Genomic DNA, 19,147 nt, shown 5'->3' with positions numbered 1-19,147 from the left:
TCTTACAATGAAGAAAAATCGAAGGATTGATACTGATCTGCGCCAATGCCGGCAAAGCTCAGGAGCGCCGGCAATTGCTGGGCGAAACCCTGGCAACCATGGTCGCCGCCGGCCTGGATGCGCAGGGCACAGGCACGGTAGTACTGCTGGGCGAGGCGATAATCCAGTGTTTCATCGCCGGTCTGCAACCATACCTGATAACGCGCGGCTTCCCGGGGCGCCGGGACTTCCAGTTCGGCCAGTGCCGTGACGTGGTCGTGGGTCAGCTCCCAGGTTTCACCGGTGTAGAGGTTTTTCTGGGTGCCCAGGTAACCGTCGAACATCCGATGAGGGCTGACCGCCGGGTTGACCAGCAGCGCCTTGAGGCCATGACGTTCGGCAAGATGGGTTGCATAGTAGCCGCCGAGTGAGCTGCCGACCAGCAGGGGCCGCCCCAGTTCACGGATAGCCGCTTCCAGCTGAGGCATCGCCTGGCGGGGGTGATGATGCAGGGCCGGCACGCGCAATTGCTCGCCTCGCCCAAGGGCATTCATCACGATGATGAGCTGGCAAGCCTTGTTCGACGCCGGCGCGCTGTTGAAACCGTGAATATACAGGATCGAAGCGGCCATGCCGGGCTCTCCATGCGTGCGCGAAAAACGCGCAGTTTACAGGTGTGGGAGCGGGCTTGCTCGCGAATGCGGTGGATCAGTGACAGACGTATTGACTGGCACACGGCATTCGCGGGCAAGCCCGCTCCCACATTGTTGTGCAGTGTTTGCAGCCTTTAGTAGCCGTTACTGCCGTAGTCCACCGTAAACTCGAAGTCCTGGACCCGCTCTACGCCAGTCTCCAACCGCCCGTCGGCATGCAGACGCAGCCAGCGATAGCCCGGCGCCTGCTCGCTGACCTTGAAGTCTTCGCTGCCCGGGGCGAACTGGATGCAGGTGGAGGGCGACGCCAGCAGGCGTACGCCGTTGCGTTCGCGGTCGATTTCCTGGTGCACATGGCCCCAGAGCACCGCCCGAACCTGAGGAAAACGGTCTAGCACGGCAAACAGGGCTTCGGGGTTGCGCAGACCGATCGGCTCCATCCAGGCACAGCCGATGGAAACCGGATGGTGGTGAAAACACACCAGATGATGACGGGTCGGCGCTTCGCTCAAGGCACGGGCGAGCACCTGCAATTGCTGGTCTTGCAAGTATCCCGGCACCGAGCCCGGTACGGCGGAGTCCAGCAGGGTGATACGCCAGTTGCCGATGTCGACGACCGGTTCGAGCAAATCGCTGTGCACCGCGGCATGGGCCATGATCTGCGGCTCGTCGTGATTGCCCGGGATCCAGCGCGTCGGGACACCGATAGGCGCGGTCATGTCACGAAACTGTTGGTAGGACTCCAGCGTGCCATCCTGTGACAAATCCCCCGTGGCCAGCAACACGTCGATCTGCGGCTGTTGCGCGCGCACCAACTCGATCACCCGTTGCAGGCTTTCACGGGTGTTCATACCCAGCAACGTGCCGTCCGCCTTGGCAAACAGGTGGCTGTCGGACAACTGCACCAACAACGCCGAGGCGTCAGGGTTCACGGTGGATACGCGGGACAAGGCGCTCTCCCAAGGCAATCACAGGAATGGACGTTTGGCTTGATTATGCTGGGGCAGGACACAAAGAGGAAACCCAAGGAAGCAGACGCAGTTCACATCTACCGCACCGCTTCGAACTCATGACCCAGGGCCAGGCAATGGCTCAGCCATTCACCGAGGAACACATTGAGTTGTGCCTTCTCATCGGGCTGATGCATGAACACATTCGGGTAAGGGTAGATGCTGCGAAAACGCCGTGCATGTTCGGCGCTGACCACTTCGGCCATGCGCGCGTCGTGGTACACCTGCACTTCCAGCTGCGGCACGGGCAGCCAAGGCAGACTGTGTTCCTGGCGAACGCGCAGGGTGGTGGTGTACGGGCAGTTGACGATGACCTCCAGGGTCAGCACGCCGAGCATCTGGTCGCCATGGGTCACACCGATGCGCCGGGCCTCGAGCGAATGACGCATGTCGGGAAGCAGGCGCATCAGCCGCGCATAGTTGGCCTCGCAGGCCGCTTGCAGCCCGATCAGGTCGACTCGATAACGTTCCCGTGCCTTTACTGCCATAACCCCCTCACTTCTGCGCGATTAAGCGCAAGCCATTGCAGGGCAATGATGCTGGCTGCATTGGAAATTTTACCGTCACGCACCGCTTGCAAGGCGTCCTCGAACGCCCAGGTGCTGACGCGGATATCTTCTGCCTCTTCTTCCAGTCCATGGACACCGCCGGCGGCGCTGCTGTCGCAACGGCCGAGGTACAAATGCACGAATTCGGTACTGCCGCCGGGCGACGGGAAATATCGGGTGATGGGCCACAGCGCGGAGAATGTCAGCCCAGCTTCCTCTTCGGCTTCGCGGTGTGCAACCTCCTCCGGTTCCTCGTCCTTGTCAATCAGGCCGGCCACCATTTCCACCAGCCAGGGGTTTTCGGTACGCCCCATGGCGCCGACGCGAAACTGCTCGATCAACACCACTTCATCGCGCTGCGGGTTGTAGGGCAGCACGCACACCGCGTCGTGGCGCACGAAGACTTCGCGGTTGATCACCCGGCTCATGCCACCGTCGAATTTCTCGTGGCGCAGCTGCACGCGGTCAAGCTTGTAGAAGCCCTGGTAGGCATTGTCGCGCTGAACGATTTCGATCTTGCTCGGCGTCGATTTCGCAATGTCCGTCATGTCCCATCCTCGTTAAGCCTGCGCAATGGGCGCCATCCTAACGCGCTCACGCCTCTGGATGCAGCCCCTTTCCAGTTGCCGGGACAGGCGGCGGGCGTCAAACTCACTCTAATCAGCTTAGTGGCGAACTGAAGGCGCTGCCGACAGTCGAAGCTCCACGAATTTCGCGCTTACCGATAGACGAAGGACATCCATGTCGCTTTTAAAAATCGCCTCCGTGGCCTGCATCGCACTGACCCTGGGTGCCTGCCAAAGCCTGTTCCAACCCAGCTATCGCACACCACTGGACGTCACCCGCGACGCCACCGAGCAAAACCAGCCCGGCTGCGCCAGCGCAGACTGCCCGTTGGTGAATATCGATACCGTGCACTTTGCCAAGGAGCCCAAGCTGGACGCCTTGATCGAACAGCGCCTGCTGCAAATGACCGGCGTGACGCCGCAACCGGCCAGCCTTGCGGCGTACCGCGAGCAATTCCTGCGCACCTCGGGACCACGCAACAGCATGTACTTGCAGGCCAAGGTACGGGAGCAGCATGACGGCTTGGTGATCATCGAGTTGTCCAGCTACCTGGACCAGGGCACGACCCATGGCGAGCCGGGCCGCGCGTTCATCAACTATTCGCGCCAGCAACAAAAAGCCCTGTCACTGACCGACATGCTGCTGCCGGGCAAGGAAGATGCCTTCTGGAAAGCCGCCCAGGTCGCCCACAACAGCTGGCTGATCAGCACCCGCCTGAGCCTGGAGCCGGACTTCGTGAAAACCTGGCCGTTCCAGAAAACCCCGAACGTGGCACTGACCTACGGCGGCGTGATCCTGAAGTACCCCACCACCACCATCGCGCCGTATGCCCTGGGGCATGTCGAATTGCAGATTCCCTATACACGCCTCGACGGCATCATCAAGCCTGAGCTGGTACCCGCGCGTCACTGAAGACCCGGCCCAGAACCCACCGCAACAGCCCTGCCAGCACCAGCGCCGGCAGGGTCGCGCCGACATCCGGGTACAGATTCGCCAGCACGTGGTAGGTGCCGACCCCGCCCAGCCACGCCAGCAGCGCAGCCCCTCGCAGCTTCGCCGCTACAGCCTGACCACGGCGGCGCAGGATGAAGTGATCCACCAGCACCACGCCAAACAGCGGTGCAAACACCGAGCCGATCAGCAACAGGAAGTTCTGGTACTGCGCCAGCGGCGCCAGACAGGCGATCAGGGTGCAGACCACGCCAATCGCCAGGGCCAGGTGCTCGACCCTCAAGCGCAGCAGAATCCCGCTGGACACCGCCGCCGAGTGAATATCGGCAAACGCGTTTTCCGACTCGTCCAACAGGATCAGCAGCAATGGAATCCCCAGGCCGGCACCGGCCAGCGCCAACAGCAAGGCATTCACTTCACCGCTGGGTGCAAAGGCCAGGGTGTACGCCACGCCCAGGCTCATCAGCCAGAAATTGCCGATAAAGAACCCCAGCGCGGTGCCGCCGAACACGCTTTGGGCGCGCTTGCCGAAACGTGAGTAATCGGCGATCAACGGCAGCCACGAGAGTGGCATGGCGATAGCGATGTCGAAGCCCACGGCAAACGGCATCGAGCCATCACCGGCACGGGCCCAGAGTGCGGCGAGGTCGGCCTTGGCGAACAGGTTCCAGGTCAACCACAGGCAAGCCGCGAGCAGCAGCCAGATGCCCCACTTGCGCAGGATCCGGCGTACGAAGGTCAGCGGGCCGCTCACGGCCAGCAAGGTAGCCAGGCCACCGAAAAACAGGGTCCACAACAGCGGGCTGGCCAACAGGCTGCCGTCGCTGAATGCCCGCGTCCCCAGCAGGCTGGCGGCATCGCGCATCACGATGATTTCAAACGAACCCCAGCCGATCAGTTGCAGCAGGTTCAACAGGGCCGGCAGGCTGGCGCCATGGGTGCCGAGGCTGAGTTTGAGCGCAGCCATGGCGGACAGGCCGGTGTCACTGCCGATCACGCCGACGGCTGCCAGCAGCAAGACGCCGACCAGGGTGCCGAGGAAGATCGCGAGCAAGGAACCGGACAAGCCCAGGCCCGGCGCAAGCAAGGCGCCGGTTTGCAGGACCATCAGGCCGATGCCGAGGGAGAACCACAGGGAGAACAGATCGCGGGCGCCGAAGACGCGTTTGTCGCTCGGCACTGCGATATCGGGAGAGTAGGTACTCGGTTGAATGCTCAAGGGTGTTATCTCTGAGGAACATTTGTTGTTTGGGAGATCGCTATCGCGGGCAAGCCCGACTCCCACAGGGGACCGGCTGTGGACACAAAATCTGTGTACAACTCGATCAACTGTGGGAGCCGGGCTTGCCCGCGATGACGGCGGTGCAGGCACCGCCGCCTTGGATCAGACCTTTTTATACAGCTGACTGCCTTCCTGCTTGAACCGCTCCGCCTGCTCGGCCAAGCCCTTGGCCACATCCACATCCACCGCTTCAATGCGCTGGTTGGCCGCGTATTCACGCACTTCCTGGGTGATTTTCATGGAGCAGAACTTCGGCCCGCACATCGAGCAGAAATGCGCGACCTTGGCCGAGTCCTTCGGCAGCGTTTCGTCGTGATACGACCGTGCGGTGTCCGGGTCCAGGCCGAGGTTGAACTGGTCTTCCCAGCGGAATTCGAAGCGCGCCTTGCTCAAGGCGTTGTCGCGGATCTGCGCACCCGGGTGACCTTTGGCGAGGTCGGCGGCGTGGGCGGCGATCTTGTAGGTGATGATCCCGGTCTTCACATCATCCTTGTTCGGCAGCCCCAGGTGCTCCTTGGGCGTGACGTAGCAAAGCATGGCGCAACCAAACCAGCCGATCATCGCCGCACCGATGCCGGAGGTGATGTGGTCGTAACCCGGCGCGATATCGGTGGTCAGCGGGCCAAGGGTGTAGAACGGCGCCTCGTCGCAGCATTCGAGCTGCTTGTCCATGTTCTCCTTGATCAACTGCATCGGCACGTGGCCGGGGCCTTCGATCATGGTTTGCACGTCGTGCTTCCAGGCCGTCTTGGTCAGTTCGCCAAGGGTTTCCAGCTCGCCGAACTGGGCGGCGTCGTTGGCGTCGGCAATGGAGCCCGGGCGCAGGCCGTCGCCAAGGGAGAAGCTGACGTCATAGGCCTTCATGATTTCGCAGATTTCGTCGAAATGCGTGTAGGTGAAGTTCTCTTTGTGGTGCGCCAGGCACCACTTGGCCATGATCGAGCCGCCACGGGACACAATGCCGGTGACCCGTTTGGCGGTCAGCGGCACATAGCGCAGCAGCACGCCGGCATGGATGGTGAAGTAGTCGACGCCCTGCTCGGCCTGCTCGACCAAGGTGTCGCGGAACAGCTCCCAGGTCAGGTCTTCGGCCACGCCGCCGACTTTTTCCAGGGCCTGGTAGATCGGCACGGTGCCGATCGGCACGGGCGAGTTGCGGATGATCCACTCGCGGGTTTCGTGGATGTGCTTGCCGGTGGACAGGTCCATCACGGTGTCCGAACCCCAGCGGATGCCCCAGGTCAGCTTGGCCACTTCTTCTTCGATGGACGAACCCAGGGCGCTGTTGCCGATGTTGCCGTTGATCTTCACCAGGAAGTTACGGCCAATGATCATCGGCTCAAGCTCAGTGTGGTTGATGTTGGCCGGGATGATCGCGCGGCCACGGGCGATTTCTTCGCGCACGAACTCCGGGGTGATGATCTTCGGCACACTGGCGCCAAAACTGTGGCCGGCATGCTGCTGGTCGAGCAGGCCGGTGGCGCGGGCTTCTTCCAGCTTCATGTTTTCGCGGATGGCGACGTATTCCATCTCGGCGGTGATGATGCCTTTGCGCGCGTAGTGCATCTGCGTGACGTTGGCGCCGGCTTTGGCACGGCGCGGGTTCTTCACGTGGGCAAAGCGCAGCGCGGTCAGTTCGGCATCGTTGAGGCGTTGCTGGCCGAAGTGCGAAGAGAGCCCTGGCAGGCGCTCGGTGTCGCCACGCGCCTCGATCCACGGTGAACGTACGTCGGCCAGGCCTTTGCGCACGTCGATGATGACGTTGGGGTCGGTGTACGGGCCCGAGGTGTCGTATACCGTGACCGGCGCGTTGATTTCACCGCCGAAATCGGTGGGCGTCACGTCCAGGCTGATTTCACGCATGGGCACGAGGATGTCCGGGCGGGTGCCTTGTACGTAGATTTTTTGCGAGCGGGTAAACGGCTGCACGGAGCCGGAGTCGACCTTGGCCGATTCACTCAGGTGCACGGTATTTTTTAGTTTTGTAGTCATCACAGGCTCTCCAACTATCCAGGCGGTGGATTGTTGCCGGAGTGAACCTGAGACGGATGGACGCACTGAAACCAGTGCTGTGCTTGGTGCACGAGGACTGCTCAATAAATGAACAGCATCCCGGACGAAGCACAAGAGGACTCGCCGGGTGACGAGAAATCTTGTTCCCTACGCAGGCGCTAACCTGATCAGGTTCAACGGGATCCGGTATTTACCGATCTCAGCCTTCCAACAAGGCACCCCGACAAGAACGCGGCCAGTCTAGACCATGCCAAGGGCAAATTGCCAACAGCGGTGCATTCAGCGTGATGAATGGCTCTTTTGCAGGATTGTTGTGTGGTGATCGCCCCACTACACTCGGGGACTGCTCCAAGGCTTGACGCCACACAGGGCGAGCCTTAGCCTTGGGCGCTGAATTATATCCATAATATTTATCTAGGGATCGCCTCATGCTGCGCAAACTTTCACTGGCTCTTGCCGTGTCTTGTGCGACCAACGGAATGGTCTGGGCAGCAGAAGCGCCCCTGTCCGTTAAAACTGACTTGGTCAGCGTCTACCAGGAAGCCGTGGACAATAACGCCGACCTTGCCGCCGCCCGCGCCCAGTACGGCGCACAGAAAGAAGTGGTGCCCCAGGCCCGTGCCGGCTTGCTGCCGAACCTGTCGGCCGGTGCCGACAGCAACAACGTGCGCACCCAGATCTCCCAGCCCTCGGCCACCGCCAACCGCGACGCGCACTCCTGGCGTGCAACCCTGAGCCAGCCGCTGTTCCGCGCCGACCGCTGGTTCCAGTTGCAGGCAGCCGAAGCGGTCAACGAGCAAGCCGCCCTGCAACTGTCGGCCACCGAACAGAACCTGATCCTGCAAAGCGCCGAAAACTACTTCGCCGTGCTGCGCGCCCAGGACAACCTGGCCTCCACCAAGGCCGAGGAAAATGCGTTCAAGCGTCAATTGGACCAGTCCAACGAACGCTTCGACGTGGGCCTGTCGGACAAGACCGACGTACTGCAATCCCAGGCCAGCTACGACACCGCGCGGGCCAACCGCATCCTCGCGCAGCGCCAGGTGGAAGACGCCTTTGAGGCGCTGATCACCCTGACCAATCGCCAGTACCACTCGATCCAGGGCATCGTTCATACACTGCCGGTGCTCCCGCCGGCGCCAAACGACGCCAAGGCCTGGGTCGAAACCGCCGGTCGCCAGAACCTGAACCTGCTGGCCAGCAACTACGCGGTCACCGCCGCCGAAGAAACCCTGAAACAACGCAAGGCCGGCCACGCGCCGACCCTCGACGCCGTGGCGCAATACGAAAAAGGTGACAACGACGCCCTGGGTTTCAGCAACCCGAACCAGTTGCCGGTGCCTTACGGCGGCGATGTGTCCCAGCGCACCATCGGCCTGCGCCTGAACATCCCGATCTACAGCGGCGGCCTGACCAGCTCGCAAGTTCGCGAGTCCTACTCGCGCCTGGACCAGACCGAGCAGCAACGCGAAGGCTTGCGCCGTCAGGTGGTGGAAAACACCCGCAACCTGCACCGCGCAGTGAACACCGATGTGGAGCAGGTGCAGGCACGCCGCCAGTCGATCATCTCCAACCAGAGCGCGGTGGAAGCCACGGAAATCGGTTATCAGGTGGGTACGCGCAACATCGTCGACGTGCTGGACTCACAGCGCCAGCTGTACGCGTCGGTGCGCAACTACAACAACAGTCGCTATGACTACATTCTCGACAACCTGCGCTTGAAGCAGGCGGCCGGGACGTTGAACCCGGGGGATCTGCAGGACCTGGCGCGTTATCTCAAAGCCGACTACAACCCCGACAAGGACTTCCTGCCGCCGGACTTGGCCAAGGCTGCGGCCGAACAGCTCAAGGCCCGTCCGAACTACTAGGCACACCGAATAACACATGTGGGAGCTGGCTTGCCTGCGATGGCGTCATCTCGGTCAACCTGATGGACCGAGGTGCCTGCATCGCAGGCAAGCCAGCTCCCACATTTGATTCGCGTTGTCAGTGAGTCAGGAGTTTGTCCAAACCATCCAGCAGACGTTTCAAAGCCCCTTGATTAGCCTGCATCACCTTCAATCCCGCCTGCGCCATCCTGCGCGCATCCTGCGGCAGTTCGAACAACTGGCGCACGGCTTCGGCCAACCCCTCGGCATCGTCCACCTGCCTCAACGCTCCCGCCTCACGCATCATCGCGGTGATTTCGAGGAAGTTGAACACGTGCGGCCCCATGATCACCGGCAACGCCAGCGCCGCCGGCTCCAGCGGGTTATGCCCGCCGGTCGCCACCAGGCTGCCGCCGACAAAGGCGCTGTCAGCCAAGGCGTATAGAAACAGCAGCTCGCCCATGGTATCGCCGAGCAACACCGAGGTTTGCGCAGTAACGGGTTCGCCGCTGGAGCGGCGCACCGTGGCAAAGCCCTGCTGCTGGCACAGCTCATACATCGGACCGAAGCGCTCCTGGTGACGTGGCACCAGAATCAACAGCGCGTTCGGGTAGCTGTCGAGCAACTGACGGTGGGCGGCCAGCACCACTTCATCTTCACCGGCATGGGTACTGGCAGCGATCCACACCGGACGCTCGCTGGCGCCCCACTGCGCACGCAGGGCCGCAGCGCGCACCGGCAACTGCGGGTCGATGGTCAGGTCGAACTTGATCGAGCCGGTGACTTCGACGGTTTCCGGCCGTGCGCCCAGGCTGAGGAAGCGCTGGGCTTCGGCCTGGGTCTGCACGGCGAACAGGCTCATTTCAGACAGCATGGGCGCCGTCAGCCGGGCAAAGCGCGCATAGCCCTTGGCCGAACGCGCTGACAGTCGCGCATTGGCCAGCGCCACTGGAATACCGCGCTGGGCACAGGCGTGAATATGGTTGGGCCACAACTCGGTTTCCATGATCACCGCGAGCTTGGGCTGCACCCGGTCGAGAAAACGCTTGGCCGCACACGGCAAGTCATAGGGCAGGTAGCAATGCTGGATGCGCGGCTCGTTGGCGAACAACGCCTGGATGCGCTCGGAACCGGTGGGCGTCATGCAGGTGACGGTGATCGGCAGCGCGGGATAACGCTCGAGCAACCCGCGCACCATCGGCGCCGCCGCGATGCTTTCGCCCACCGACACGGCATGCACCCAAATCCCGCCCGGGCGCATCACCGGCAAGCCATAGGAAAACCGTTCGCTCACACGCCGGGCATAGGCCGGCGCCTTGCGTGCGCGCAGCCACAGACGTAAAGCCACCAACGGCAGCGCCAGGTAAAACAGACAGCTGTAGAGAGTTCTATTCATGGCGGCGGAGTTTATCGGCTTTTTCAGTCGATCGCCTGCAAGCACTCGGCAAAACGTTGCGCCAGGAAGCGCGCGGCCGGCCCCAGGTGCTCGTCACGACGCCAGACCAGTTCCACCACCAGCGCGGGCGGGGTCCATTCGCTGTCCAGCTCGACCATCTGCTGCTGGTAAGTCGGGTACTGCACGATATGCCGCGGCAGCCAGGCCCAACCGAGGCCACTCATGAGCCATTCGGCGAGCACGTAGAAACTGTCAGCCCGCCATACCAGCGGGCTGGCGGCCTCGCTGCCGGGATAGACACTGGTCTGGGTCGACATCAACAGTTGGCGAAACTGCGCCAGGCGCTGGCACGTCACGTATTGTTCCCGGGCCAGCGGGTGGTTTACGCCGCACACCGTGACCATTTCCACACTGCCCACCACCCGCCGCTCCAGGGCTTCGGGGATCTGGTCGTGATAGAACAACAAGCCCAGGTCCGCCTTGCGCTCCACCAGTTTGCGCGCCACGTCGCCCTGGGCCGCGCTGGAAAGTTGCACCTCCAGATGAGGGTAATGCCCGGCCAGCGCTTCGAGACTGTCGAGCACCGGCTGGAACAACATGGCTTCATCCTGGGCCAGGCGCAACAAGGCCTCCTCGCCACGGGTCAGCGACAGCGCCCGGCCATTGAGACGTTCGCATTGGCGCAACACTTCGCGCGCCTCTTCCAGCAATACGTGGCCGGCTTCGGTCAATGTCGGCTGGCGACCGCTGCTGCGATCGAACAGGCTCAGGCCCAGGTCCGCCTCCAGCAAGGCAATGCCATTGCTGACCGCCGATTGGGCCTTGCGCTGGTCACGGGCCACCGCCGAAAACGAGCGATGTTCGGCGACGCTGACAAACAGGCGCATCTGGTCCAGGTTCCATTGCACGCTCATGGCTTAACCCATCTTCAATTCGGATAGGTAATGACTTTATCCCATCTTCCAAGGCGTTAGAATGGCCACCTTATTCGAACATGCCACAACCGAGGATCTCCCCATGAATGCAGCCTATGTCTATCTGGCCATTGCCATTTGCTCGGAAGTGATCGCCACCGTATCCATGAAAGCCATCAAGGGCTGGAGTACGCCCATCCCGCTGGCGCTGGTGATCGTCGGGTATGGCGTGGCGTTCTGGATGCTGACTCTGGTGGTGCGCACCGTGCCGGTGGGCGTGGCCTACGCGGTGTGGGCCGGGATGGGCATCGTGATGGTCAGCGTCGCCGCGCTGTTCATCTACGGCCAGAAGCTGGATGTTCCGGCCATCCTGGGGATGGGCCTGATTGTGCTGGGCGTGGTGGTGATCCAGTTGTTCTCGAAAACCGCCGGGCACTGACCGCCGCTCAACAGCCTGTATACTGCGCCTCTTGTCTTGAACACTGAGGTCGCCCATGCCAACCGTTATTTCCACCGACGTCCTGATTGTCGGCGCCGGGGTTGCCGGCCTCTGGTTGAATGCGCGCCTGCGCCGCCAGGGGTTTTCCACGGTGCTGGTGGAAAGCGCCACGCTGGGTGGCGGACAAAGCGTGAAGTCCCAGGGGATCATTCACGGCGGTGCGAAATACGCCCTGCACGGCGCCCTCACTGGCGCCTCCGAAGCCATCGCCGACATGCCGCGTCGCTGGCGTGAAGCCCTGGCAGGCAACGGCGAGCTGGACCTCACCGGTGTGCGCCTGCTCTCCGAGGCCCACTACCTGTGGTCTCCCGGCACCCTTGCCGGCAATCTCACCAGTTTTTTCGCCAGCAAGGCCGTGCGCGGCCGTGTAGATCAGGTCAAGGGCGAGGAACTACCGCCAGCCCTGCAAGACCGCCGTTTCAAGGGCAAGGTCTACCGCCTGGCCGAACTGGTCATCGATGTGCCCAGCCTGATCGAACGCCTGGCGCAACTGGCCGGTGACAGCCTGCTCGCCGGGCAGCACATCGAGCCACTGCTGGAAGGTGGCACACTGGCAGGCCTGAAGGTGGACGGTCGCGAGATTCGCGCCCAGCGCATCGTACTCAGCGCCGGTGGCGGTACCGCCGACCTGCTGGCAGCCCTGGGCCTGAGCCAGCCGGCCATGCAAACGCGGCCGCTGCACATGATCATCGCCAAGGGGCCCGGCCTGAAACCGCTGTACGCCCACTGCCTGGGCGGCGGCACCAAGCCGCGTATTACCGTCACCACCCACCCTGCCGCCGATGGCAACTGGGTGTGGTACCTGGGCGGCGACATTGCCGAGGCCGATGGCGTGGCGCGCACGCCGCAGGAGCAGATCGCAACGGCGCAGAAAGAGTTGGCGCAGCTGCTGCCCTGGATCGACATGCGCCAGACCCAATGGGCCACGCTGCGCGTCGACCGCGCCGAACCCCTGCAATCGGGCCTCACCCGCCCCGACAATGCCTTCGTCGCCGAGCAAGGCCGCCTGCTGGTGGGCTGGCCAACCAAACTGGCGTTGGCACCGGACTTCGCCGACCGGGTGATCAACAGCCTGGAGCGTGACGGCATTCGCCCAGCCGCCAGCGAAACCCTGCCCGGCTTGCCCAAACCTGCCATTGGCGTACCCGCCTGGGAGCAACTATTGCCATGAGCCTGCCAACGTTGCACGACCTGCACCGCCCCCTGGGCAGCACCGGCCTGCTCGTATCGCCGCTGGGCCTGGGCACCGTGAAGCTGGGCCGCGACCAAGGGGTGAAATACCCCAGCGGCTTCCAGATCCCCGGGGACGATGAGGCGCGCATGCTGCTGCGCCAGGCCCGCGAACTGGGCATCAACCTGATCGATACCGCACCGGCCTATGGCCGCAGCGAAGAACGCCTGGGGCCGCTGTTGCGCGGGCAGCGCCAGGACTGGGTGATTGTCAGCAAGGTCGGCGAGGAGTTCGAAGCGGGCGTTTCACGCCATGACTTCAGCGCGGCCCATACACGGATGTCGATCGAGCGCAGCTTGAAGCGCCTGGAAACGGACTTTATCGACCTGGTGCTGGTGCATTCCGACGGCAACGATCTGCACATCCTCAATGACTGCGAGGTTTACCAGACCCTGGCGGAGCTGAAAAACGAGGGCAAGATTCGCGGTTACGGCTTTTCCGGCAAAACCGTCGAAGGCGGCGTGAAGGCTCTGGAACAGGGTGATTGCGCGATGGTCACCTACAATTTGAACGAACAGGCGGAGAAAGCCGTCATTGATTATGCGGCGACCCATGGCAAGGGCATCCTGGTAAAAAAGGCCCTCGCCAGTGGCCACGTGTGCCTGGAGCCAGGAATGGATCCAATTAGTGCCAGTTTCATGTTGTTGTTTGCGCAAACGGGCGTCGCGAGTGCTATTGTCGGGACCATCAATCCGCTGCACCTGGCCCATAACGTGGCGACCGCAGCCCGGGTCATTCGTCAACGCTGATGCCGCCGACGCGGCCGACCCCGTCGCAAGAAGGAGCCGACATGCCGCGAACGCTCATAAGAAAGAACCCCAGCAACTTCAAGACACTGCCGCTGCACGTCGAAGCCACCCCCGAGGGCCTGAACTACCAGAGCGTGGGCATGCCGCTCAATTTTGCCCAGACCCTGCAACGGCGCAAACCGGTCGAGGTGGCCGACCCCGAACGCTTTGCCCTGGAACTGGCGAACCTGGGCGTTTCGGTGCGACTGACCCTGCACTGGCAAAACAAGGACTATTGGGTCCTGGTGCGCCAACGCCGCCAGGACCGCGGCGATGTGGTGCTCAAGCTGATCTCCGGCTATGTCCCTGCCCACGAGCTGAACCTGCCGCTGCACACGGCCATTCAGGAAATCGCTGAAGAGTGTTTGCTGGAGACCCCCGAAGGTTGGCTGGGCGGGCGTTTCAACGACACCTGGCTGCCGGCGCCCTACTCTGCGGCACTGCATTACCGCGAAGCCCTGCCTTTTCGGCTAAGCCCGTTGTCGGGCGCCGCACGCCCGGTGCGCTGCGCAACCACCCAACTGATCGAGCGCCCACGGGCCTACGTGCACCTGCCCACAGCTTCGCTGCAACTGATTTATGACCTGCGCCTGGAAGTGCCCAGGGAAGCCAAGTCCCTGAGCCTGTTTCATGTGGATGAGCGCCTGGAAGGCGATCAACTGGTGGCACGCCTCGACCGCCAGCGTCCGGACCTTTACCTGATGCCGCTCAAGGACGGCCAGCCGCTGGCCGAGCTGTACACCGTCAAGAAAGACCAACTCCATCCGGCCAGCACGCGGGGCCTGTACCTGGCAGAGAGTTTTGCCCAACAGGAAGGCTGGCTGGTGCGTGAGGAACGGATTCGCTGGAAAGACTGGCTACGCCAACAAGGACTGGCAGAGCCCGAGAAAGAGTCGAAATTGAAACGCCTGGCACAACGGATGCTGGGCAAGATCGTGCCGAAGAAAAAGGCCAAGACCTGACGCAAAACCATTGTGGGAGCTGGCTTGCCTGCGATGGCATCACTTGGGTGTATCAGTGACACCGGGGTGTTTGCATCGCAGGCAAGCCAGCGCCCACAGGGAATGCGTCAGGCTTTGGACAGGCGTTCCAGACCGACCTTCAGCGGTGTGGGCTCGGGCAGTGTGAAGCTCGCCAGCAGCCGCTGGTTATTCGCCCGCGAATGCCGGATGTCCCCGGAGCGTGCCGGCCCGTAAGCCACCGCAGGCAACTGGCCGGCAATCTCTTCCAAGGCCTGCAGCACGTCCTTGAGCGTCGTGGTGCGATTCCATCCGACATTGATGGCCCCCAGCGGCGCGTCCTGCATCTCGATGGCCTGCACCAGCAGGTCGACCAGGTCTTCCACGTACATGAAGTCGCGGGTTTGCTCACCGTCACCGAACACGGCAATCGGCAAGCCCTGCTGCACGCGCTCACTGAAGATGCTGATCACCCCGGAGTACGGCGATGACGGATCCTGGCGCGGCCCGAAGATATTGAAGAAGCGGAAGATCACCGGCTCCAGGCCATGCTGGCGGCGGTAGAAGTCGAAGTAATGCTCACTGGCCAACTTGTCGGACGCATAGGGCGTCAACGGCGCCTTGGTGGTGTCCTCGTCAATCGACGCACCTTCGCCATTGTTGCCATACACCGCCGCGCTCGAGGCAAATACCACACGCTTGATCCCAGCCTTGCGCATGGCTTCGCAGACATTCAGGCTGCCGACGAAATTGCTCTGGTGGGTGCTGACCGGGTCGTCCACCGACGCTTGCACCGAGGCCACGGCGGCCAGGTGCACCACTGCCATCGTGCCGATGGCAGCCTGCGCCACGAGTTCGGCATTGGCCACATCGCCCACGATCAGCTCGACGTTCGGGTTGCCTGACGGCAGGTTGCTGCGCTTGCCGGTGGACAGGTCATCCAGCACCCGCACCCCGTAGCCTTTGGCCAGCAACGCATCAACCAGGTGCGAGCCGATAAAGCCCGCGCCGCCGGTGATCAGTACACACTTGTCAGCCTTACTCATTGTTGCGGATCTTCTCGACGATGGCAGTGGTCGAGCTGTTCTCGACCAGGCCCAGTACTTTGACCGTGCCGCCGTAGGCGCTGACGATATCGGCCCCCACGACCTGGTCGACGGAATAGTCGCCACCCTTGACCAATACGTCCGGCTTGACCTGGGCCAACAGGTTTTCCGGAGTCGCCTCAGGGAAGCTGATCACCCAGTCCACCGCGCCCAGACCGGCCAGTACCGCCATGCGACGGTCGACGCTGTTGATCGGACGGCCCGGGCCCTTCAAGCGGCTGACCGAGGCATCGTCGTTGACCGCCACGATCAGACGGTCGCCCTGGGCGCGCGCCTGTTCCAGATAGGTCACATGACCCGCATGCAGAATGTCGAAGCAGCCGTTGGTGAACACAATGCTTTCGTTGTGGGCACGCGCGTCGTCGATGGCCAGCAGCAATTGCTCGATCCCCAGCACGCCTCGCTCCGAACCTTCGGAACGCTGGATCGCCCGGCGCAGTTCAGGGGCACTGATGGCTGCGGTACCCAGCTTACCCACCACAATGCCCGCCGCCAGGTTGGCCAGGGCCACGGCGTGAGGCAGTTCTTCACCCGCGGCAATCGAGGCGGCCAGGGTGGAAATCACGGTATCGCCGGCGCCGGTGACGTCGAACACTTCACGGGCACGCGCCGGCAAGTGCATTGCCGGATGGCCAGGACGCAGCAAGGTCATGCCGTGCTCGCCACGGGTGACCAGCAAGGCGCCGAGGTCGAGGTCGGCCATCAACGCCGCGCCCTTGGCCACCAATTCGTGCTCGTCCGCGCAGCCGCCAACAATGGCTTCGAACTCACTGAGGTTCGGTGTGATCAGGCTGGCACCGCGATAAATCGAGAAATCCTTGCCCTTGGGATCGGCCAGCACCGGAATGCCCCTGGCCTTGGCGGCCTGGATCAGCATCTGGTGGTTTTTCAAGGCGCCCTTGCCGTAGTCCGACAACACCAGCACCTTGATGCCCTCGAGCAATTCGTCGACCTGCCCGCTGAGGGCCAGGGCGTCGGTGGCGAAGGATTCTTCGAAATCGATACGCAGCAATTGCTGGTGACGGCTCATGACCCGCAGCTTGACGATGGTCGGCTGATGGGCAATTCGCTGGAACAGCGCACGCACACCCGCGCCGCGCAGGCTGTTGGCCAGGCTGTCGGCGGCTTCGTCGTCGCCGGTCACCCCCACCAGGGAGGCCGGGGCGCCGAGGGCGGCAATATTGAGAGCAACGTTGGCGGCGCCACCTGGGCGGTCTTCGATTTGCTCGACCTTGACGACCGGTACCGGCGCCTCAGGGGAAATCCGTGAGGTACCACCATGCCAGTAACGGTCGAGCATGACATCGCCGACCACCAAGACAGGGGCTTGATCGAATCGCGGCATGGACAACTTCATGGAGCAACCCACATACAAAATGAACAGGGGCGCGATATTAGCACAGGGTTACAGGAGGCTTGTGGAGCAGTGAATCCGCCGGAGGACAAATGTGGGAGCGGGCTTGCCCGCGAAAGCGGTGTGCCAGTCAACATCAAGGTTGAATGTCAGACAGCATTCGCGAGCAAGCCCGCTCCCACAAAAGGCCGGTGCAATCATTGGGTCAGGTAATGTCGGCGGAGACGGGAGCATCCAGGCCCATGGCATGCAGGCGCGCGTAGTAGCCGTTCTGCGCCAGCAACTCGCTGTGGGTACCCCGCTCGACAATCCGGCCATCGTCCATGACCAGGATCAAGTCGGCCTTCTCGATGGTGGACAAGCGGTGCGCGATCACCAGGGTGGTGCGGCCCTGCATGACGTTGTCCAGCGCTGCCTGGATATGCCGCTCGGACTCGGTATCGAGGGCCGACGTGGCTTCGTCGAGAATCAGCAACGGGGCATTCTTGAGCAACGCACGGGCGATCGCCAGGCGCTGGCGCTGGCCACCGGACAGCAGCACGCCGTTTTCACCGACCGGCGTGTCGAAGCCCTTGGGCAACTGGTCGATGAAATCCTTGGCATTGGCGTCCGCCGCCGCCGCTTCAACGTCCGCGCGCGGCGCGCCCGCCAGGTCACCATAGGCGATGTTATTGGTCACGGTATCGCTGAACAGGGTCACATGCTGTGTCACCTGGGCGATGTGCTTGCGCAGGTTGAGCAGCTTGTAATCCTCGATCTCCACACCATCAAGCAGGATGTCACCGCTCTCGTGGTGATAGAAGCGCGGGATCAGGCTGGCCAGGGTCGACTTGCCGCTGCCGGAGCGTCCGACCAACGCGATCATTTGCCCAGGCTCGGCGGTGAAGCTGATGTCCTTGAGCACATGACGCTCGGTGCCAGGGTAGGTGAAGTTCAGGTTGCGCACTTCGAGACGACCGCTGACCTTGTCGCGCTCGACCGTGCCCTGGTCGACCTCGACCTCTTCGTCCAGCTGTTCGAAGATGCTCTCTGCACCGGCCACGCCTTTCTGGATCGTCGAGCTGACTTCCGACAACTGACGGATCGGCTTGGGCAACAAACCGGCCAGGGTGATGTAGGCCACCATGTCACCGGCAGATGCATCGCCGCGCAGGTAAAGCACCAGGAACATCAGCACGGCCATGGCGGTGTAGATCACCAGTTGCAGCGCCGGGGTGTAGATCGCCCCGGTGCGGGTCATGCGCAGTTGCTTGTCGGTATTGCTCTGGCTGGCCTTGAGAAAGCGCTTTTCCTCGTACACTTCGCCGCCGAAGCTGCGTACCACGCGGTAGCCCTGGATGGTCTCGGACGCCACGTGGGTCACATCACCCATGGCCACCTGGATTTTCTTGCTCTGCTTGCGGAATTTCTTGCTGGCCGTGCTGACCATCACCGCGATCAGCGGCAGGATGGCGATCATCACCAGCGTCAGGCGCCAGTTCATGAACAGCAGGGAGGCAAACAGAAAGACCACCGTCATGCCTTCGCGAATCACCACCTTGATCGCATCGGTCGCCGCCCCCGTGACCATGGTCACGTTGAACGTGATGCGCGAGATCAGGTGGCCGGAGTTGTGGTTGTCGAAATAGCGGTTGGGCAGGGTCAGCAGGTTGTTGAACAACTGCACCCGCAAGTCATGCACCAGCCCCAGGGAAACCTTGGCCAGCAGGTAGTTGCCCAGGAACGAACCCAGGCCCTGCCAGGCCGCGATCAGGATGATCAGCAGCGGCACGGCTTGCAATAATTGCAGGTCGCTGAGGAAGGGCACACCGGGGAACAGCACGGCTTCCGGGTTGGACAGGCCGTCGACGAAATATTTGAGGATGTAACCCAACATCGGCTGGGTCGACGCGAAAATCAGAAATCCGATGATACTCATCGCGAACAAGCCCATGTAAGGCTTAACGTAGCTGAGCAGGCGGAAGTATATTTTCAAGCTCGAAGGGCTTGCGCTCGGACTGGAGTCGGTCATATCACGCGGCGTTTTGAA

General features: G+C 62.5%; 17 protein-coding genes and 1 riboswitch. Of the genes, 6 read left to right on the top strand and 11 right to left on the bottom strand.

Going from position 1 to position 19,147, the window contains the following annotated elements; translation table 11 throughout:
• Nucleotides 1-2 precede the first annotated feature (2 nt).
• The 4 genes from ACW9IB_RS14950 to ACW9IB_RS14935 form a co-directional block, all read right to left on the bottom strand.
• The gene (locus ACW9IB_RS14950) at nucleotides 3-611 is read right to left on the bottom strand and encodes a YqiA/YcfP family alpha/beta fold hydrolase (protein WP_457414260.1); all 609 of its coding nucleotides are present in this window, start codon (nucleotides 609-611) and stop codon (nucleotides 3-5) included.
• A 155-nt stretch (nucleotides 612-766) separates the two neighbouring features.
• A complete protein-coding gene (cpdA, locus tag ACW9IB_RS14945) occupies nucleotides 767-1,582 on the bottom strand; it encodes a 3',5'-cyclic-AMP phosphodiesterase (protein WP_457414259.1) in 816 nt (271 codons plus the stop codon).
• A gap of 98 nt (nucleotides 1,583-1,680) precedes the next feature.
• Nucleotides 1,681-2,130, bottom strand: a complete 450-nt coding sequence (locus ACW9IB_RS14940) for a DUF1249 domain-containing protein (RefSeq protein WP_457369033.1) — start codon at nucleotides 2,128-2,130, stop codon at nucleotides 1,681-1,683.
• Entirely contained in the window at nucleotides 2,121-2,738 is a 618-nt protein-coding gene (locus ACW9IB_RS14935) for an NUDIX domain-containing protein (RefSeq protein ID WP_457414258.1), read from the bottom strand. Before ACW9IB_RS14935 ends, ACW9IB_RS14940 begins: the two co-directional genes overlap by 10 nt.
• Nucleotides 2,739-2,931: 193 nt before the next feature.
• Between ACW9IB_RS14935 and ACW9IB_RS14930 the strand changes: the two genes are divergently transcribed.
• A complete protein-coding gene (locus tag ACW9IB_RS14930; RefSeq protein ID WP_457414257.1) occupies nucleotides 2,932-3,669 on the top strand; it encodes an RsiV family protein in 738 nt (245 codons plus the stop codon).
• Here the strand turns inward: ACW9IB_RS14930 and cytX are convergent.
• Nucleotides 3,638-4,927, bottom strand: a complete 1,290-nt coding sequence (cytX, locus tag ACW9IB_RS14925) for a putative hydroxymethylpyrimidine transporter CytX (RefSeq protein ID WP_457414256.1) — start codon at nucleotides 4,925-4,927, stop codon at nucleotides 3,638-3,640. The two genes, ACW9IB_RS14930 and cytX, sit on opposite strands and share 32 nt — an antisense overlap.
• A gap of 165 nt (nucleotides 4,928-5,092) precedes the next feature.
• The gene (thiC, locus tag ACW9IB_RS14920) at nucleotides 5,093-6,982 is read right to left on the bottom strand and encodes a phosphomethylpyrimidine synthase ThiC (protein WP_457369029.1); all 1,890 of its coding nucleotides are present in this window, start codon (nucleotides 6,980-6,982) and stop codon (nucleotides 5,093-5,095) included.
• A gap of 148 nt (nucleotides 6,983-7,130) precedes the next feature.
• Nucleotides 7,131-7,236: riboswitch (TPP riboswitch) on the bottom strand.
• A gap of 195 nt (nucleotides 7,237-7,431) precedes the next feature.
• Between thiC and ACW9IB_RS14915 the strand changes: the two genes are divergently transcribed.
• Complete coding sequence (locus ACW9IB_RS14915; RefSeq protein WP_457369028.1) at nucleotides 7,432-8,871, top strand: TolC family outer membrane protein; 1,440 nt, start codon at nucleotides 7,432-7,434, stop codon at nucleotides 8,869-8,871.
• Between the two features lie 118 nt (nucleotides 8,872-8,989).
• On the opposite strand, the gene waaA is transcribed toward ACW9IB_RS14915, so the two are convergent.
• Together waaA and ACW9IB_RS14905 are read right to left on the bottom strand one after the other, a co-directional pair.
• Complete coding sequence (waaA, locus tag ACW9IB_RS14910; RefSeq protein ID WP_457414254.1) at nucleotides 8,990-10,267, bottom strand: lipid IV(A) 3-deoxy-D-manno-octulosonic acid transferase; 1,278 nt, start codon at nucleotides 10,265-10,267, stop codon at nucleotides 8,990-8,992.
• Nucleotides 10,268-10,290: 23 nt separating this feature from the next.
• The gene (locus ACW9IB_RS14905; protein WP_457369026.1) at nucleotides 10,291-11,181 is read right to left on the bottom strand and encodes a LysR family transcriptional regulator; all 891 of its coding nucleotides are present in this window, start codon (nucleotides 11,179-11,181) and stop codon (nucleotides 10,291-10,293) included.
• Between the two features lie 103 nt (nucleotides 11,182-11,284).
• Between ACW9IB_RS14905 and ACW9IB_RS14900 the strand changes: the two genes are divergently transcribed.
• From ACW9IB_RS14900 to ACW9IB_RS14885, 4 genes are read left to right on the top strand one after another with little or no spacing between them, the layout of a single operon-like run.
• A complete protein-coding gene (locus ACW9IB_RS14900) occupies nucleotides 11,285-11,620 on the top strand; it encodes a DMT family transporter (RefSeq protein WP_457414253.1) in 336 nt (111 codons plus the stop codon).
• Between the two features lie 55 nt (nucleotides 11,621-11,675).
• Entirely contained in the window at nucleotides 11,676-12,851 is a 1,176-nt protein-coding gene (locus ACW9IB_RS14895) for an NAD(P)/FAD-dependent oxidoreductase (RefSeq protein ID WP_457414252.1), read from the top strand.
• On the top strand, nucleotides 12,848-13,660 hold the full coding sequence (locus tag ACW9IB_RS14890) for an aldo/keto reductase (protein ID WP_457414250.1): 813 nt from the start codon (nucleotides 12,848-12,850) through the stop codon (nucleotides 13,658-13,660). The genes ACW9IB_RS14895 and ACW9IB_RS14890 overlap by 4 nt, the downstream gene beginning before the upstream one ends.
• 41 nt (nucleotides 13,661-13,701) lie before the next feature.
• Nucleotides 13,702-14,661 (top strand): metal ABC transporter ATPase, encoded by a 960-nt coding sequence (locus tag ACW9IB_RS14885; protein WP_457369022.1) that lies wholly within the window; start codon nucleotides 13,702-13,704, stop codon nucleotides 14,659-14,661.
• Between the two features lie 107 nt (nucleotides 14,662-14,768).
• Here ACW9IB_RS14885 and ACW9IB_RS14880 read toward each other — a convergent pair whose 3' ends face one another.
• The 3 genes from ACW9IB_RS14880 to msbA form a co-directional block, all read right to left on the bottom strand.
• Complete coding sequence (locus tag ACW9IB_RS14880) at nucleotides 14,769-15,704, bottom strand: NAD-dependent epimerase/dehydratase family protein (protein WP_457414248.1); 936 nt, start codon at nucleotides 15,702-15,704, stop codon at nucleotides 14,769-14,771.
• The gene (hldE, locus tag ACW9IB_RS14875) at nucleotides 15,697-17,121 is read right to left on the bottom strand and encodes a bifunctional D-glycero-beta-D-manno-heptose-7-phosphate kinase/D-glycero-beta-D-manno-heptose 1-phosphate adenylyltransferase HldE (protein ID WP_457369020.1); all 1,425 of its coding nucleotides are present in this window, start codon (nucleotides 17,119-17,121) and stop codon (nucleotides 15,697-15,699) included. Before hldE ends, ACW9IB_RS14880 begins: the two co-directional genes overlap by 8 nt.
• A 202-nt stretch (nucleotides 17,122-17,323) precedes the next feature.
• Nucleotides 17,324-19,129: a lipid A export permease/ATP-binding protein MsbA gene (gene msbA, locus ACW9IB_RS14870; RefSeq protein WP_457414246.1), complete on the bottom strand. Its 1,806-nt coding sequence runs from the start codon at nucleotides 19,127-19,129 to the stop codon at nucleotides 17,324-17,326.
• Nucleotides 19,130-19,147: the final 18 nt, after the last annotated feature.

The sequence above is a fragment of the Pseudomonas sp. SDO524_S393 genome (genome assembly GCF_054071875.1).
The sequence above is the reverse complement of the archived record's forward strand: the minus strand, read 5'-3'. Positions and strand labels throughout refer to the sequence as shown.

Bases quoted from the DNA above. Each gene is read 5' to 3' on its own strand.
- ACW9IB_RS14890 (WP_457414250.1), top strand. From the start codon at position 12,848: ATGAGCCTGCCAACGTTGCACGACCTGCACCGCCCCCTGGGCAGCACC.
- msbA (WP_457414246.1), bottom strand. From the start codon at position 19,129: ATGACCGACTCCAGTCCGAGCGCAAGCCCTTCGAGCTTGAAAATATAC.
- thiC (WP_457369029.1), bottom strand. From the start codon at position 6,982: ATGACTACAAAACTAAAAAATACCGTGCACCTGAGTGAATCGGCCAAG.
- hldE (WP_457369020.1), bottom strand. From the start codon at position 17,121: ATGAAGTTGTCCATGCCGCGATTCGATCAAGCCCCTGTCTTGGTGGTC.
- ACW9IB_RS14940 (WP_457369033.1), bottom strand. From the start codon at position 2,130: ATGGCAGTAAAGGCACGGGAACGTTATCGAGTCGACCTGATCGGGCTG.
- ACW9IB_RS14900 (WP_457414253.1), top strand. From the start codon at position 11,285: ATGAATGCAGCCTATGTCTATCTGGCCATTGCCATTTGCTCGGAAGTG.
- ACW9IB_RS14950 (WP_457414260.1), bottom strand. From the start codon at position 611: ATGGCCGCTTCGATCCTGTATATTCACGGTTTCAACAGCGCGCCGGCG.
- ACW9IB_RS14885 (WP_457369022.1), top strand. From the start codon at position 13,702: ATGCCGCGAACGCTCATAAGAAAGAACCCCAGCAACTTCAAGACACTG.
- waaA (WP_457414254.1), bottom strand. From the start codon at position 10,267: ATGAATAGAACTCTCTACAGCTGTCTGTTTTACCTGGCGCTGCCGTTG.
- ACW9IB_RS14905 (WP_457369026.1), bottom strand. From the start codon at position 11,181: ATGAGCGTGCAATGGAACCTGGACCAGATGCGCCTGTTTGTCAGCGTC.
- ACW9IB_RS14880 (WP_457414248.1), bottom strand. From the start codon at position 15,704: ATGAGTAAGGCTGACAAGTGTGTACTGATCACCGGCGGCGCGGGCTTT.
- ACW9IB_RS14935 (WP_457414258.1), bottom strand. From the start codon at position 2,738: ATGACGGACATTGCGAAATCGACGCCGAGCAAGATCGAAATCGTTCAG.
- ACW9IB_RS14895 (WP_457414252.1), top strand. From the start codon at position 11,676: ATGCCAACCGTTATTTCCACCGACGTCCTGATTGTCGGCGCCGGGGTT.
- ACW9IB_RS14915 (WP_457369028.1), top strand. From the start codon at position 7,432: ATGCTGCGCAAACTTTCACTGGCTCTTGCCGTGTCTTGTGCGACCAAC.
- ACW9IB_RS14930 (WP_457414257.1), top strand. From the start codon at position 2,932: ATGTCGCTTTTAAAAATCGCCTCCGTGGCCTGCATCGCACTGACCCTG.